Origin of the sequence: Planktotalea sp. (assembly GCF_965659345.1) — a bacterium.
Taxonomy (GTDB): domain Bacteria; phylum Pseudomonadota; class Alphaproteobacteria; order Rhodobacterales; family Rhodobacteraceae; genus Planktotalea.
This window is the reverse complement of sequence record NZ_CBFHVK010000028.1, coordinates 1-16,272: the sequence shown is the minus strand read 5'-3', so window position 1 is coordinate 16,272 and position 16,272 is coordinate 1. Positions and strand designations below refer to the sequence as shown.

Sequence of the window (16,272 nt, the reverse complement as noted above, 5' to 3'; positions counted from 1 at the left end):
CGCCGAACCCAGAGCCAGAGATGCTACGACACGTGCAGATGGCAGCTATTTGATACATAGCTTGCCAGCACCTATCGACCGCGATCCCAATCTTCAACGATCTGGCGACCTGAGGCGAGCGATTACTTCGCCAGTATTTTCGCAAGCTGCGCAGCTGATGTGACGCCGTCAATAAGCCGCGTGTTTCCGATATTACCAACGTGGGCTGGAATATGTCCCATACCGGCGCAGCCGAGAACGACTGTATCAATTTTATCTTCGATGACGGCACGCTTGATTTCACCAATCACGACATCCGCCGTTCCGGCTGGGTCGGTTTCCAAATCTAACACGGGAACACCACTGGCGCGGACGCGGGCCATTTGAGAAGTGAAGCCGTAAGCGTGGATGTTCTTTTCCAGTATCGGAACAGAAACGTCCAAAGTGGTCACTACAGAAAACCTGCGTCCTGAAAGAACTGCCATGTGATAGGCGGCTTGGCCAATGCCAATGACGGGACAGGATGCTATATCGCTGGCCGCGTCCAGTCCGGTGTCATCAAAGCAGCCAATTATAATGGCCTTGGCACCTGCATCATTGGCTTTGCGCACCAGCGCCAACAAAGGCGGGATGCAGGCCTCACCGTCCTCTGGTCCCTGTATCGCGGCGGGTCCATCTTTAGACGTCCAGCCCGTCAGTTTCACGCCCGCTTTTGATGCAGTCCCAACCATGGCTTCAGTCATGGTATCGGTACTGTTGGGGTTGATCAGGACAATCATCAGACGGCCTTTCCGGCGTCACTAACCGCGCGGGCTTTGCGTCGGTTGCTCAGAAGTGCCAAGGCGAGAAATATGCTGATAATCAGAAGGGAGAACACGGTAGTTAGCGTGCCAAGCGCATAAAGCACAGGAGATGTGACATTCGTCGTCATGCCGTAGATTTCCAAGGGCAGCGTGTTATAGCTGCCCGCCGTCAGCAGCGTGCGCGCAAACTCGTCATAGCTGAGCGTGAAGCCAAACAAGGCGACGCCAATCAATGAGGGCGCGATTATCGGCAACACAACATAGCGGATTGTTTGCCAAGGGGATGCACCGAGATCGCGGGCGGCTTCCTCATAACTTTTGTCGAAACGGTTGAAGACTGCGAACATGATCAGCAGGCCAAACGGCAGCGTCCATGTCAGTTGCGCGCCAAATCCAGAGGTCGACCAATGCACGTTGAGCCCGCTTTGCGAAAACATGAGGCCCACACCCAATGAAATGAGGATCGACGGGATCACCAGTGCAGTGATGATCAGGTAAAACAAGATGCCCGAGCCTGCGAATTTCTTGCGAAAGGCCAAGCCACCAATAACCGAGACGACCACTGTTGTGACCATGACCAACAGGCCCAACACGATTGAACGGCGAAAGCTCCCCCAGATGTCGCCCACGGCTTGCTGTTCGAACAGGTCATAGAACCAATACATCGACACCCCGCGCATCGGGAAGGTCAGCCCGCCTCCCTCGCCTTGGAACGATAGAATGCCAATCGTCAGGGTCGGGCCATACAGGAACAGCATGAACAACGAGAAGAAGGCGGAGAGGATGTAGAAAGATCTTGGGCGCGGTTCCATCACAACTCCTTCCGAATGTCGACAAAGCGCAGCAGGATGCCGATTGTGATCAGCACTGTTGCGAGCAAAACAATCGCCGTGGCCGACGCACTTGGGTATTGCAGTAAGGCAATATCATTTGAGATCAGGCGGCCCACATTGGCTGATTGGCTGCCGCTCATGAACCGCACGGTGATGAAATCGCCCATTACCAGTGTGACCACGAAAATGGTTCCAATCATGATCCCCGGTTTGGTCAGGGGAATGATGACGTTCCACAAAATCTGCACGCCGCTTGCGCCTGCATCTCGTGCAGCCTCGATCAGGGATTTGTCTATCCGCATCATCGTGTTGAAAATCGGGACGACCATGAAAAGCGTGTACAGATGCACGAAGGCGAGGATGACGGCGAAATCACTGAACAAAAGCCACTCGACAGGTTCATCAATGACGCCCCATGAGATCAAGGTCGTGTTGGCAATGCCATTGCGCCCGAGGAACGGAATCCAGCTGATCATGCGGATGATGTTGGACGTCCAGAACGGGATTGTGCAGAGCAAAAACAATGCAACCTGCCATGTCAGGCTTCGAATGTGGAAAGCCAGATAATAGGCAACGGTGAACCCGATGGCCAAGGTAAACGCCCATGTAATGAACGCATATTTGAACGTGTTTAGAAAAACGGTGTAAGTGACGGGTGACCCAAACAGAAACTCGTAATTATCCCATTCAAAGGCCGGAATGATGGAAAATTCGGTCGCGCGCCAAAAGCTGACAACTACGATGAGAATAATCGGCATCACAAGAAAGACCATAAGGATCGCCGCAAGGGGGGATACCATCAACCAGCCGGTCACATTGCGATTTTCTAACAGCTTTTTCATGGGTCTTCTTTGTATTGGATGGGGGTGGGTGCGCCGCATGGCGCACCCGTTGGTCTGTCTTAAGCGGCGATAAATTCGTTCCACTTACGAACCATGTACTGGTTCTCGTCCATGACAGAGTTCCAGCACACAACTGATCCCATGCGATCAAGGAATGCGCCACCATCGCGAACTTCGCCCGCACCTGCCAGCTTGTCACCTGTTGGGGACAAGATGTCGCCTGCGGCAGCTTTGCCTTCGTACCAGAAGCCCCATTCGTCTGCGGTCATGAACTCTTTCGACGTCTCGGGCACAGCAGAGTAATAGCCCTGACGCATCAGATAGCCGCCGACCCAGCCGGAAAGGTACCAGTTGATGTACTCATAGGCTGCATCTAGCTCGATGCCAGACAGCGCCGCCGAAATACCCAAACCGCCACCCCATGACCGGTACCCTTCTTCGAGCGGCTGGTAGACGCATGGAATACCTTGGGATTTGACAGCTGTGATCGCAGGCGACCACATGGACTGGATCACAACTTCGCCGGACGCCATTAGGTTGACGCTTTCATCAAAGGACTTCCAGAACGCGCGGAACTGACCGTTTTTCTTGGCCTCAGTAAAGATGCCGAGCGTCAGGTCGATCTCTTCTTTTGTCATGTTGCCTTTGTCGGGGTAAGTATATTCGCCCATGGATTCCACGACCATCGCCATGTCCATTATGCCGATAGACGAGATATCGAGGATCGATGCTTTATCCTTGAACTCAGGGTTCAAAAGTTCGGACCAGTTGTTGATCGGGCGGCCAATCAGATCAGGGCGGATGCCGAGCGTATCAGCATTGTAGATCGTTGGGATTAGGGTCATCCAACCAGATTCTTCTTGCACGAAATCTGTACCGTTCGGGCCTGACGTAAAGCCGACTGTATGTGGTGCTGTGCCCTGTGCAATTGTACTTGTCGGTGTCAAAAGACCGCTGCGGAATGTACCAGCAATCTTGTCATAATTCGCGATCTTGGATGTGTCCATTGCCTGCATGTTGCCAGCGGCCCAGACCTTTTTGCAAATAAAGTACTCGATATCGGCGATGTCAAAGCTGTTGGGCTGAGTGGCTGCGCGTTGTGTCACGCTGTCCGTATCAAGCGCCGTCATTTCAAGCGTAAAGCCCAAATCTTCTTTAACTTTATTGGCGACATCATTGAGGTTGGATACCCCTGTGCCAAACTGGCGCAAGGTTACATCTTTGATGTTTTGCGCCCAAAGCATTGGCGCGCCAAGGGTGGTGGAACCAGCGGCAATCGCCGTCGATGCGGCACCTTTGAGCAATGTGCGGCGGCTAAGGCCGGTTCTTGATGTAAATTTAGTCATTCGTCGTCTCCTTGTCGGTGGTGAAGTGCCGCGCTTTATGCGGTCAGTTGGTGAAGATTAGTGGCATCCCAATGCAGACCAATCTGGTCGCCAGGGTGATGCGGAGTCGTGAAATATTGGGCTTCGGGCACAAGCGCCGTGACTTCTTGGTCGCCAGCAATGCGCGACAACAACGAGACATGGGTGCCTTGGTATTCAACGGCGGTCACTTGTGCGTCCATGGTGCCCTTCGTTGGCGCAGTTATTGCAACGGCATCAGTGCGAATTGCGAAATGTCCTTCAGGCAATGCAATGACATTGTGCCCGCCCATAAACTGCGCGACGAAGCGTGTTTTTGGGGCGTTGAATACGTCACGCGCGGCCCCTGCCTGTTCGATCACGGCGTCATTCATCACGACGATTTCATCAGCCAGCGCTAGTGCTTCGTCCTGTCCGTGGGTGACATGGATAAAGCTGATGCCCAGCTCTTTTTGCAGCTTTTTCAACTCACCCCGCATCCGGATGCGCAAGAACGGATCGAGCGCGGACAGCGGCTCGTCGAGCAGCAACACCTCAGGGCGGGTGATCAGAGCCCGGGCAAGTGCAACGCGTTGTTGCTGCCCCCCTGACAGCTGCTCCGGCAAGCGGTCGGCCAAATCTGTCAGATCCACCAGCTCCAGCATCTCATTAGCGGTGGCGTAGCGCTCTTTTGTGTCTACGCCCTTCATTTTCAGACTGAAGGCGACGTTGTCACGTACGCTAAGGTGTGGAAATAGTGCATAATTCTGAAACATCATCGCCGTGCCGCGGTTTGCGGGTGGCAAAGCGGAAACGTCACGCCCTGACAGCAAAATCGACCCCTCAGTCACGCTTTCATGACCTGCAATCATCCGCAGGGTAGATGACTTTCCGCACCCCGAAGGACCAAGCAGACAGGTATAAGTGGCAGGTTGGAATTTATGATTGATCGCATCGACTGCGACAGTTGAACCATAGCGTTTGGTGACGCTTAACAGTTCCAGATCATGTTTTGTGCTCATCAAAAGCCCCTTCGTTGAAACCATCAGGGTGCTTGCGATGGAGCAAGTTCAAACAATGTTTAGGATTTGCGACGGGAGTTCTAACCGCTGGCGAAAAATTGAGCGTTCTTAATGCTCAATGCCCCATTATTGGACACAATATTAATATCACATTGTATACAATTTTACCCTACCTTGTTCACGCGCCATGTCTCTGGCATCAGTGATTCTGAAGGAACGCTCATGTCGGTACTATCCGTTTCACACCCCAAACCGAAGGATGCGACGCAAAAGGTAGCTGATGCGCTGGCTTTGGCGATCCACGAGCATCGTCTCGTGCCCGCGACAAAGCTCGGTGAAGATGAAATTGGCGAAATCTACAACGTGTCTCGCACGGTTGTGCGCGCGGCGCTCCAATCTCTCGCACATGTCCAGCTTGTAGACATTCAGCGTAACAAGGGGGCCTTTGTCGCAAGCCCGACCCCGCGAGAAGCCCGCGAAGTTTTTGAAGCCCGCGCATTGCTGGAACCCCGCACCGCCCGTTCTGCCGCCAGCCGTGCCACGCCCCGCGACATTAAAATTTTGAATGAACATATCGCCGAGGAGCATGTGGCCTTGGATGCAGGCGATGGTGGCCGCGCGTTGAACCTGTCAGGGCGCTTCCATATCGAAATTGCGCGTATCGCAGACCAAGACACAATCGGGCGATTTATCGAAACTTTGATCGCCCGTTCCTCGCTGGTCATAGCGCTCTATTGGCGACGCGAAAGTGCGCTATGCGAAAGCCATGCCCATCATGCACTCGTGCAATCAATTGCCGACGGGGATGAACAAAATGCAGAAGAATTGATGCGAAGCCACTTGGTCGACCTGAATTCAGCCCTCGATTTGCGTGACCGCCCAGTTCAAACACACAATTTGCGGGAATTGCTGCAAACAAACGATGAACCTTAATGGGATTTGTAAATTGGTCTCAAAGGTGCATGCAAATATCTGCCTTGAGAAGTTCAGCTGACATCCACTCAAGAACGCCGAAAGCACGCTTCGTCTCCCTTTTTTGCTGGTTGGCGCGTTGTGCAGCAAAACGGCGAAATAACCGGTCATCCATGCGCATTGTAGAGATACCAAAATGCGCTAGAAATACGTCGCTGCAAAAGTCCCAAGGTCAGCCTAAAATAAAGTCGGCAGCCCGATCAGCGATCATCATTGTTGGCGCGTTGGTATTACCGGACACCAGCGCGGGCATGACTGAGCAATCAGCAACGCGCAATCCTTCAATACCGTTCACCCGCAATTCAAGGTCGACAACGGCGCTTGGCGTTGGTCCCATGCGGCAGGTGCCTGCGGGATGAAAGATCGTTCGCGCATGTTCACGAATGGCATCGTCTAGATTGTTCGACCCGATCCGACTGTCGATATTCGGACCAGGCCAGACTTCTTCGCCAACGTTGTCCTTTGGGCCCATCTGCTCAAAAATGCGCCGCGCCAGACGCACTCCGCGCCGCAATGTATCCAGATCGTCCATATGGCCCAGAGCATTGGACAAGAACTTTGGCGCATCAGAGGCGTCTTTCGACCTCAGGCCGAGCCTGCCACGCGACTTGGGGCGCATGGTCATGGGGTGAACTTGCACAGCGTGAAAGGGCAGCGGCGGCGCGCCAGGGGCACCGGGTGCAAAAGGTGCAAAGTTATATTGGACATCGGGCCGACCAGAGCCATCCGTGTCAACACATGCGCCCGCTTGCAACAGGTTCGACATCAGCAAGCCGCGTTTGAAGCCAAAATAATCAATGCCGTTTTTGAGCGCTGCAAACCCTCGATCCGCACCAAACAGGCCCTTGATGCCATCAAGACGGCGCGTAACAGGCGCGCCAACGTGATCTTGGTAGTTGCGCCCGACTTCGTCAGACTCAAAAACGATATCAATACCGTGCCGATCCAGCTCATCACGAGGGCCGATGCCCGAAAGCATCAACAGCTTGGGACTATGGAAGCTGCCCGCGCACAAAATGATTTCGCGAAGCGCCATGACGCTCACGTCTTGGCCCGCGTTGTCCTTTGCCTCAACGGCTGTCGCGCGCCGGTTCTCGGTCCGTATTCGCTGTGCATGATAGTTGGTGAGGATTGTCAGGTTTTCGCGGTGCAACTCAGGCCGCAGAAAACACGTCGCCGCAGACTGACGTTGCCCGTCCGATGCGGTGACCTGATACCACCCTGCCCCTTCCTGTTTGGCACCGTTAAAATCATCCGTGCGCGGGATGCCTGCGGCCACCGCTGCCTCAATCACCATCTTTGAAACAGGGTGTGGCGTCGCTGGATCATCGACAATCAGTTTGCCTTGGCCCCCATGAAAATCATCCATGAGGCGCGTGTTCTGTTCTTGCCGTTTGAACGTTGGCAGCACATCCTCGAAGGCCCAGCCAGTACAGCCATGTGCGTCCGCCCAATCATCATAGTCCTGATGCTGGCCGCGCATGTAAATCATTCCATTGACCGATGACCCGCCCCCCAGAACACGCCCTTGCGGCACGGGAAACGGGTTGCCATTCAGCGACGCGTCCGGCTCCGAGACGACCGCGTCCGCATCTTCGCTTTGCAATGCCTTGAAGAAGGTCGCAGGAATGTGGATCCATCTGTTGGTGTCTTGCTTGCCGCGTTCCAGCAGCGCGACAGTGCCATCGCTTTCAGCGGCTAACCTTGCTGCAAGAACGCATCCTGCGGCCCCACCACCGACGATGACGTAGTCGAATTCTATAGCATGACTCATTCTGTGACGGTCCTTTATCAATCTCGTCAATAGCGTTCGACATAGGGAAATTCACTGCTGAGCGCAGCAAGCGCGTTTTTCCAATGGGTGTCAAACGCATCAAGGTCTTCTCGCGTGAACAAGGTGGGCGCGTCCCCCACGCGCCCTTTGCGAATGATCTTGCCGTTTGGGTCGGTAAAGCGGCTTTGACGGGCTGGATAGAATTTATGGTTGATCGCTTTCATGACCTTTACAGAGGTCAAATGCGCGACGCGCTCAAGCTGTTCATTCGTAAGGCGAACCCCCAGAAACTGGGCGATCTGAGCAATGGCACCCATGCTGTCACGCTTCACGTCTTCAAAGCACAAGAATAGGACATTCTCGTTCTGACCCAGCCGGTACCATTCGTCAGTGAACACATCCCATCGGCCGAAGTTCGGCTCCTCAGACCTGAAATGCGCAAGCCAAACGTCTGGTGGTGGCATGGCGGCCCCGAACACCAATGATCGGAAAAAATGATAGGCAGACGCAGCGCAATCCTTTGGATCACGGGTCACAGCGATGTATTTGGCGCTTTCGTTGATCGGGATTTGGCTTGCTGGCAGGTGGGATTTGATCACCCGCAAGCCTGTCGGCGTTTGTCGGACCGTGTTGTCATGCACATTGATCCAAAAACGCGGCTCAGCAGCGTCAGGCCATGGGATAACATCCTGAATATGCTCGAACTCAGCTTCGCCGAGGTAGCAAATCTGATGGCACACATGCATGATCCAGTTGGTGCCCGCTTTGAAATAGGCCGAGACAACCACATCGCCTTGTCGCGGTGTATAGCGCGAAAATGCATCCCGATTACGGTTCATATGCTGCGCGACTTTTGACAACTGTTTGTCATAGGCTTTGTGCCCGACGAATGCTGCGGCCAATTTGCTCTTGGTGCTTATACCACGCGCAATTATCGGGCTTATAGCTTTGCGAAACCGCCCTTGCTCAACTTCAGCGTTCGCTCTTGCTTGCCGCGCGCCCTCAACAGTCCATTCAATGTGAGATTTTGCTGACTTCATGGAGTTGCGATGTTGAACCAAAGGTCGAAAGTATCGTGCAGGTTCAGCCACTGGGTTAGCGCCTTTATGTCGCCTGAAACGTCTAAATCTTTGGCGCTCAGGGTTCCCGCCGCCAGTGCTTCAAGGTCTTCCGCTCCAAGAGTCACAGCACAATCGACAGCGCTGGCGGTGTCCCCGATGCGCGCAAATTCTACCTGTCGCGCAACGCTCACAACGGCGGCTTCACCGTCAACAATGAACCGGATCGCAAAGCTAACATCTCGCGCTTTCTCCGGGTTCAGGCGCACGGCCATTGCATCGAACCAGTCTTTTAACCCAAGCGTCGCGGCAAGGTCACTATTGCGTCCTCCTGCCCCCTGAAGACGCGGCGCGCCTTGTTCTAATTCCTGCGCGCCCGCGAGGTAAATGTTACGCATAATCGCGCTTTCCTCGCCGTAGGCCATGTTGCGGTAAACCTCTGCAAGGGGGGCTTTGGCGCTGTCCTCATGCGCGAAAACTGCATGGTTCAACAGCGTCGCGGCCCATTGCAGATTGCCCTCTGACACCGCCTTTTCAGACAGCTCCAAAACGCGACCCACTCCGCCCAAAGCCTCAACGTAGTGCACGCCCAGTTGTTCTGGCGGCAGCGGGTTTAGGCTGATGGGACGGCCATCAAAAAAGCCGTAGTACTTTTGATAGGTCGCCCGGGCATTGAAGGCGAGCGTACCATAGTAGCCACGGGCATGGAGCGCCTCGCTCAGGAAGTCAGGTTCTCGCAGTGCTGCTGCGATCTCATCCGGTCCCATCCCATGATTTGCAAGCCGCAGCGTCTGGTCGTGGGTGAACTTATAAATGTCGCGCTGTTCGAGCATAAATTGCTCAACACCCTCGCGCCCCCAGATGGGCCAGTTGTGGCTGTTGATCAAAATGTCAGTGCGATCCCTGAACCGGCAGAGTGCATCATCGATGACTCGCGCCCAGAGCAGCGGGTCGCGCACTTCCGCGCCGCGCGGGGTCAGCACGTTGTGCATGGTTTGGGTGCAGACTTCGGCCATGCAAAGAACGCCATGATCGGGCATTAGAAAGGTGAACTCGGCAGGAGCCTCAGTGCCCGACGCCATCAGGAATTCAAACGCCACGCCGTCGATGATGCGTTTCTCACCGGTAGCCTTGATGTAATCGGTCGGCACCACAAAGCCGCGATTGCCGCGCGCCACGGTCTTGCCGATTCCACCGTCGATCATACCCTCAGGGCCGATGGGCAGCGCAATACCAAATTGATCCACCGCGCGGCGCGATGTGTGGTTGCCGCCCAGCACCCCTTCGGCAGCGGCGTAATCCATGAAATGTTCAGGCGCATAAATCGGCGGATTGTCGGACGTTACACCGCGCAGTCCGGCAAAGTGGTCTGGGTGCGTGTGCGTCACCAAAACCGCGCTGACGGGGCGCTGCCCGAGCGTGTCATTGACTAGGGCCAAAGCGGCGGCAGAACTCTCAGACGTCATCAGCGGGTCGACCAAAATCCAGCCAGAATCACCGCGGATAATCGTCATGTTGGCGTAATCGCAGCCGCGCGCCTGCCACACACCGTCGGTGACCTCAAACAGCCCGTGCTTGGCGTTGAGCTGCGCGTGACGCCACAGCGACGGGTTGGCCGTGTCAGGGCAGTCGGTTGCCAGGAAATCAAACCATGCGGGGTCCCACGCTACGCCGCCATCTGCGCGCATCACCGGACCTTTGAGCGATGCGAGCCATCCACGCGATGCATCCCGCTCTGCATCCGCGCGCGCGAGGGGCAGCCGGTTTGCGATGGCTGCGTTTGCTTTGTTTGTATGTACAGAAATCATTGTGATCCCTTCGGTTCGGCTATCTGTTTGCGAGTTCAGGTAGGAACGTCGCGACTGACGGAACTGCAATGATTAGCACGATCAACGCGATCAAAGCGATACAAAACGGCATGACGCCCGCGAAGATCTGCGACAGCGGAACATGCGGAACAACCCCGCGAATGATAAAGACATTCATGCCAAGCGGCGGTGTGATCAGCGCCAGTTCCACCACCAGAACCACCAGCACCCCGAACCAGATCGGATCAAACCCCAGTGACATCACAATCGGGAAAAAGATCGGAATGCTCAGGATGATCATCGCCATCGTGTCCAGAAACGCGCCCAAGATGATGTAGATGCCCACGATCACCAGAATGGTGCCAAGCGGTGACAGGCTTAGGCCGGTGATCCATTGCCCCAACAAGGCAGGTGTACCGCTCAGCGATAGAAACCCTGCAAACAAGATGGCCCCGATCAGGATCAAGAAAATCATCGAGGTGGTTTGGACCGTCTCAATCAAACATTCGCCGATCAATTTGAGGGTGAGGCGGCGCATTACAACGCCCAAAAATAACGCACCCACGGCTCCAAATCCTGCGGCCTCTGTGGGGGTAAAGATGCCTGCATAAATGCCACCGATGACCATGATGAACAACAATAGCGTCGCCCAGACCTTTCTGATTGATGACCCTTGTGGGTCTTTTTCAAAATCATCTTCCTGTTGTGCCACGTCAGGGGCGGAGGCTGGGTGAATGCGGATCATCACAACGATTGTAATCATGAAAAATAGCGTGAGCAGCAAACCCGGCACGATGCCTGCGATGAACAGATCGCCAATGCTGGTTTCGGTCAGGATACCATAGATCAGCATGATCACGCTGGGCGGGATCAAAACGCCAATGGTGCCGCCTGCCGCCAAGGCCCCTGTGGCCAGCCTGTCGCTGTAGCCAAACCTCGCCATCTGCGGCAACGCCACTTTGCCCATCGTTGCAGCGGTTGCGATGGACGATCCACAGACCGCGCCAAAGGCGGCACAGGCTGCGATACTCGCATGCGCCAGCCCGCCTTTGCGGCGTCTGAGCCAAGTGTTGAACGCTGAGAAAAGATCCGTGGAGATACCAGATTTCGTCGCGAACGATCCCATCAGAACAAACAGGGGAATAACGCTGAGTGAAAAGTTCTGCGCGCTCTCATAGACCGAAAGCCCAGCCAACGCCAAAGCACCATCTTGGCCGATAATCATCGTGGTGCCGAAAAGGGCGGCACCAGACATGGCGAGGCCAAGGTTTGCCCCAAGGAAAAGCACAAAGAACAGCAGTGCAAAAACCAGAGGAACCAGTGTTTCAATCGGCATAGGGATCGTCCTGTGGCCCGGTAACATCACGGATCAAGCGCAAGACCAGCAACGCAAAAAAGACTGCAAATCCAATCAGCATCAAGATCGCCGCAGGCCAGTAAGGCAGCTTAAGGATCATAGTGAACTCTTGCTCTGCAAGTACATCCAACGTCTTGGTAAAAAGCTGATTTAGGAGCAGACTAGCAACGCCAACTGCGAGTAGTGAATTCACAATCTTAGACGTGCGCTTTAGGGGCCTTGGAAACAGGCTCTGGAACGTCTCCACGACGATATGACCGCGATTAAGCTCGGTCACGGCGAGCCCGCTGAACACCAGTACGCTCATCATCAAAGACACCGTTTCAACAGTGCCAATCAAGGAACGGCCGAGAAAATTGCGTCCGATGACGTCCACAAACGTCATCGTCATGATTGCGACCAAAGTGAGTGCAGCAAACCAGGCAAGCCCAAGTGCGGCTTGCCTGCTCAGTTTTTCTGAGATTGCCAGCACCAATCTTACTTCAACGATGCCGCAATTTCGTTGAAATTGCTCATCAACCCTTGCCCGTCCAAGCCCGCCTCATTCGCTTTGGCGATCCAGTCATCCGCAAAGACGCGCGTCATTTCAAACAGTTTGGCAGTGTCTTCTTCGGACATTGTCGTAATCGTATTGCCTGCAGCTTCCGCTTTCGCGATCCCGACGGCTTCTTGTTCGTCCCACATTTGTGACAGGAACCGTGTGCCCCACTCACCTGACACAGATGTCACAGCGTCCTTTTGCGCATCGCTTAGCTTGTCCCAGGTCTTGGGGTTCATCGTCATCCAGAAGATGCCAGCATATGTACCACCCGGAATGACCAAATGATGCGAGGACACTTCGTCAAGGCGGAAGCCTTTGACGGACTCCCAAGGGAACTGTGACACGTCGATCGTACCCTTTGACATCGCCTCGTTGGTTTGCCCCGGAGGCATGCCGACAGGCACCGCGCCCATCATCTCTGCGATCCGCACGCCGTTGCCACCCGCCCGAATTTTCAGGCTATCAAAATCAGCCAGTGATGTCAGCGGTACAGCGCTGTGATAGAGGTGCGGCGCATGAGCGAAAAACGCGAGTAGTTTGGTGTCGCTGGTGTCTTCTTCGATGAACCCATTGCCCTCATACCAACGCCAAGCGGCAACAGCAGCGGCCTCAGCACTTGGGGCTGCAAACGGCACTTCTGCCGCGTTCAACTTCCAGAAACGTTTGGGCTGAAAGGCGGCGACGGAATAGGCGATATCGACGATCCCGTTCTTGGCCAGATCATATTGACCGTTCGGCTTTGCCAGTGGTGCTGACATAATTTCGACTGCGATTTCACCACCTGATGCTTTTTCAAGCTCATCTGCCCAAGCGCGCAATGTATCTGTCATGTGATGCACAGGCGGCAGCCAGTTTGCGACCCGTAGTTTGACCTCTTGCGCATGCGCCGCGATTGGCAGGGACGTCGCAAGCGCAGCAACCAATGCGGCCTTTATCAACCCTCTTCGTTTCATGTCTTTTCTCCCTATTTTTTGTCTGTACCCGGCTTTTTTGCAGGGATCATTTAAGGCGAGCGTAGGTGCCAGCCGCAAATTGAGTCAATAAAAAAGAATATGAGTTCAGTTTCTTTTTCTTTGACTCTGCCTGCAATTGCCAGATTTACTAACGGGCAAAGGAGGCCCTATTGTTTTGATGAACTTTGACATATTAGATTTGCACGAGGACATTCCGGGCGTTTTCAAAGCGCGCCAAAGCCGCAGTGTTAAAGCGCGCGATGGCTTTATCAACGCAGGTATCGAGGCGTTGCAAACACGGCGGTTGGATGATTTGAAAATTGTCGAGCTTGCGACAGTCAGCGGCAACTCTGTGGGCAGTTTCTACACCCGTTTTCAGGACAAAGATGCCTATTTCAGAGCGGTGAGCGCCTATGCATCGCAAGGAATTAGCCGCGAGTTCGAAGCGGCGTTTACTGCCGCAAAGCTGCGCCAGCTTGGTGGGGGTGCGGGACTAGATGCGCTCGTCGATCTAATCGGGGCCATATTCGCCAGTAAGTTCCGCGGCGTGCTGCGCGAAACCTATTTGAGGATCATGGATGAAGATGATCCTTGGGCCCCGTTTCGCACCACGGCCAAGCAAACATTGCTGACTGTGCATGAGGGGTTGAGCGACGCCTTTCCACACTACGGCCCTGATGAAACCAAGGTCCGGTTGAGCTTTTGTTTTCAGCTGATCGTCGGCGTTATCCAGAACGATCTGATCAACAAAAACCACGTCTTCACCCTCGAAGACGGCAGCGTTTTGACAGGCCTCAAAGAAACCTTGCGGGCCTACATGGGCGTGCCGTTAACCCCTCAGGACACCGTATGAGCAAACACCCAAACATCATTCTGATTTTTACTGACAACCAGCAAGCGTCCACTTTAGGCTGCTACGGTAACGATGAAATTCACACACCCAATCTGGACAGGCTTTCCGAGACGGGCGTGACGTTCGACAATGCGTTTTGTCCCAATGCATTCTGCTCGCCGTGCCGAGCATCTGTGCTGACTGGTATGATGCCGTCACAACACGGGGTGCATTCATGGATTGATGACCGGCAGATGGCCAACTGGCCAAGTGACTGGCATTCCCTTGATGGATTGAACACCTTGCCCAAAGCCTTGAAATCGCAGGGCTATGCAACGGCGCTTGTGGGTAAGTATCACCTCGGGCAGCCCACGTCCCCCGCTGAAGGTTTCGACAATTGGGTAACGCTCGAAGACGGCCATGTGCGCAGCTTTTATCGCAACAAAATTTTCGACAATGGCAAGGTTTATGACCAACCGGGGCACTCGGTAGATTTCTTCACCGACAAAGGTGTCGAGTTTATCGAGGAGCAAACACAAGCTGAGACGCCGTTTTTCCTCTACCTCCCATACCCTGCGCCTTACGGCCATTGGCCGGCGACAAAAGAAACCGATGAGAACCGCCATACCGCGCGCTATGCGGAGTGCCCGATGAATTCGATCCCGCGCCAAGGGCTGAGCAAAGCGGCGGTCGATGGTTATATGCTGCGCGCCTCTGACGCGTCCGAGCATCTGGATTTCTCCATGCTGATGCGTGCGCCGAATGATTTGGGGACCCTGCGCAACTTCTATTCCCAGATTTCGATGGTGGATGACGGCGTGGGCAAAATCATGGAGACACTGGATCGACTTGAGATTGCGGATGACACTCTGCTGATTTTCACGACGGATCATGGGCTGTCTACGGGTGAGCATGGTTTTTGGGGGCATGGCGCTGCGACGCTTCCGTCAAACATGCACCGCGCGGCGCACAACATCCCAATGATCATGCGGCAGCCGGGCACCTCTGAAACGGGCCTGCGCAGCAAGTTGATGGTCTCCAATATGGATGTATTTGCGACCATTCTGGATCACGCGGGTGTTGCACAGACTGAAACTGCGCTGCCCAGCCGCTCGCTCATGCCGGTTATCAATGGATCAGACTTGAGCAACTGGGGCGCGGATGTCGTGTTCTCAGAACAGGAAGAAACGCGCGTGATCCGAACACCGAAATGGGCGTTCTTTAAACGGTTCGAAGGCGCGCAACAAAAGTTCGAGGACGAGTTGTTTGATGTGGAAATCGATCCCGGTGAGACACAGAACCTCGCGACGGACCCGGCGTTTTCAGATGTTGTGTCTGCTTTGAGTGATCAACTCGCGGCCTTCTTTGAAACCTATGCCGAAGCGCAAGCGGATCTGTGGAAAGGCGGGCAGCCTATTCAGCACAGTGAACGCAAACAATACTGGCGCGACGCTTGGGGTGACGATTGGCAGCCTGTCTACGCTTATGAGCAAAGCTAACGCGTATTGCGCACCCCCTGTTGATACAGGGGGGAACGACCGACACCAAAGAATTTCAAAGGCGACTGTCGCGCCGCTGCACGATTTCATCGCTCTTGCGGGCGGTATGTTCGAGATGGGGGCGGCAGACGGCCCGCACCCAGAAGGGGGCGAACGCAAGGGGGTGGGGTTGGGAAAAAGCAATCTGATGCCACGCCCTACAGCTTAAGAATTGCCGTTGAAAGGCCAAGATTTTGCTAGCTTCTTACAGTCACTTTTCGAGTTTTAGGCAGCAAAGTTGCGCACCACTTCATTAAATACATCACTGGGGGCGCTTAATCCTTCAAAAACAGTTCACTTGCGCGAACCTGCATGTGGTGGCACAAAAAAATACTAAGCAGTCCTTAAGAAAGACACCGATTTGCCGAAAATGCAAATCTATTCACTAGCTACGTTCTGGAGATGTAGAGCCAACATTCTTCTTGCGAATCGAGGCATCTCCACCGCTAATTGAAATCAAAGTATTATTGGGATGAAGTTGATGCGCTTGCAGACAGTCAGACAATATTTTGGTTCGAGGTTGAACAAGTGGTTTGGGGTAGGCTTTGTTGCACAAATCGGTCTGAGGCCGATCTCCCCCTTACCCCAGACGGATTTAGCCTACAGCCACGGTACTT

14 protein-coding genes are annotated in these 16,272 nt (G+C 54.3%); 3 read left to right on the top strand and 11 right to left on the bottom strand.

Annotated features, from left to right (window positions below; translation table 11 throughout):
* Positions 1-122: 122 nt before the first annotated feature.
* The 5 genes from ACTG3Z_RS16315 to ACTG3Z_RS16295 are packed head-to-tail and all read right to left on the bottom strand — an operon-like array spanning position 123 to position 4,822.
* Positions 123-758: an aspartate/glutamate racemase family protein gene (locus ACTG3Z_RS16315; RefSeq protein ID WP_439144077.1), complete on the bottom strand. Its 636-nt coding sequence runs from the start codon at positions 756-758 to the stop codon at positions 123-125.
* Entirely contained in the window at positions 758-1,594 is an 837-nt protein-coding gene (locus ACTG3Z_RS16310; RefSeq protein ID WP_439144076.1) for an ABC transporter permease, read from the bottom strand. Before ACTG3Z_RS16310 ends, ACTG3Z_RS16315 begins: the two co-directional genes overlap by 1 nt.
* Positions 1,594-2,457 carry an ABC transporter permease gene (locus ACTG3Z_RS16305; protein ID WP_439144075.1) on the bottom strand — a complete coding sequence of 288 codons (864 nt, stop codon included), beginning with the start codon at positions 2,455-2,457 and terminating at the stop codon, positions 1,594-1,596. The genes ACTG3Z_RS16310 and ACTG3Z_RS16305 overlap by 1 nt, the downstream gene beginning before the upstream one ends.
* A 59-nt stretch (positions 2,458-2,516) precedes the next feature.
* A complete protein-coding gene (locus ACTG3Z_RS16300; protein WP_439144074.1) occupies positions 2,517-3,803 on the bottom strand; it encodes an ABC transporter substrate-binding protein in 1,287 nt (428 codons plus the stop codon).
* 35 nt (positions 3,804-3,838) lie between these two features.
* Entirely contained in the window at positions 3,839-4,822 is a 984-nt protein-coding gene (locus tag ACTG3Z_RS16295) for an ABC transporter ATP-binding protein (protein ID WP_439144073.1), read from the bottom strand.
* A 222-nt stretch (positions 4,823-5,044) separates the two neighbouring features.
* On the opposite strand from ACTG3Z_RS16295, the gene ACTG3Z_RS16290 reads away from it, so the two are divergent.
* Complete coding sequence (locus ACTG3Z_RS16290) at positions 5,045-5,755, top strand: GntR family transcriptional regulator (RefSeq protein WP_439144072.1); 711 nt, start codon at positions 5,045-5,047, stop codon at positions 5,753-5,755.
* Between the two features lie 211 nt (positions 5,756-5,966).
* On the opposite strand, the gene ACTG3Z_RS16285 is transcribed toward ACTG3Z_RS16290, so the two are convergent.
* From ACTG3Z_RS16285 to ACTG3Z_RS16260, 6 genes are all read right to left on the bottom strand, one after another.
* Positions 5,967-7,568 carry a GMC family oxidoreductase gene (locus tag ACTG3Z_RS16285; protein ID WP_439144071.1) on the bottom strand — a complete coding sequence of 534 codons (1,602 nt, stop codon included), beginning with the start codon at positions 7,566-7,568 and terminating at the stop codon, positions 5,967-5,969.
* Positions 7,569-7,594: 26 nt separating this feature from the next.
* Positions 7,595-8,659, bottom strand: a complete 1,065-nt coding sequence (locus ACTG3Z_RS16280; RefSeq protein WP_439144070.1) for a sulfotransferase domain-containing protein — start codon at positions 8,657-8,659, stop codon at positions 7,595-7,597.
* Positions 8,605-10,434, bottom strand: a complete 1,830-nt coding sequence (locus ACTG3Z_RS16275) for an alkyl/aryl-sulfatase (protein ID WP_439144069.1) — start codon at positions 10,432-10,434, stop codon at positions 8,605-8,607. Before ACTG3Z_RS16275 ends, ACTG3Z_RS16280 begins: the two co-directional genes overlap by 55 nt.
* A gap of 19 nt (positions 10,435-10,453) precedes the next feature.
* On the bottom strand, positions 10,454-11,770 hold the full coding sequence (locus tag ACTG3Z_RS16270; RefSeq protein ID WP_439144068.1) for a TRAP transporter large permease: 1,317 nt from the start codon (positions 11,768-11,770) through the stop codon (positions 10,454-10,456).
* A complete protein-coding gene (locus tag ACTG3Z_RS16265) occupies positions 11,760-12,182 on the bottom strand; it encodes a TRAP transporter small permease (RefSeq protein WP_439144067.1) in 423 nt (140 codons plus the stop codon). The genes ACTG3Z_RS16270 and ACTG3Z_RS16265 overlap by 11 nt, the downstream gene beginning before the upstream one ends.
* Before the next feature lie 86 nt (positions 12,183-12,268).
* Positions 12,269-13,285, bottom strand: coding sequence for a TRAP transporter substrate-binding protein (locus tag ACTG3Z_RS16260; RefSeq protein WP_439144066.1), 1,017 nt, complete (start codon positions 13,283-13,285; stop codon positions 12,269-12,271).
* A 178-nt stretch (positions 13,286-13,463) separates the two neighbouring features.
* Between ACTG3Z_RS16260 and ACTG3Z_RS16255 the strand changes: the two genes are divergently transcribed.
* Positions 13,464-14,138, top strand: coding sequence for a TetR/AcrR family transcriptional regulator (locus tag ACTG3Z_RS16255; RefSeq protein ID WP_439144065.1), 675 nt, complete (start codon positions 13,464-13,466; stop codon positions 14,136-14,138).
* Complete coding sequence (locus tag ACTG3Z_RS16250; RefSeq protein ID WP_439144064.1) at positions 14,135-15,616, top strand: sulfatase family protein; 1,482 nt, start codon at positions 14,135-14,137, stop codon at positions 15,614-15,616. Before ACTG3Z_RS16255 ends, ACTG3Z_RS16250 begins: the two co-directional genes overlap by 4 nt.
* Positions 15,617-16,272: the final 656 nt, after the last annotated feature.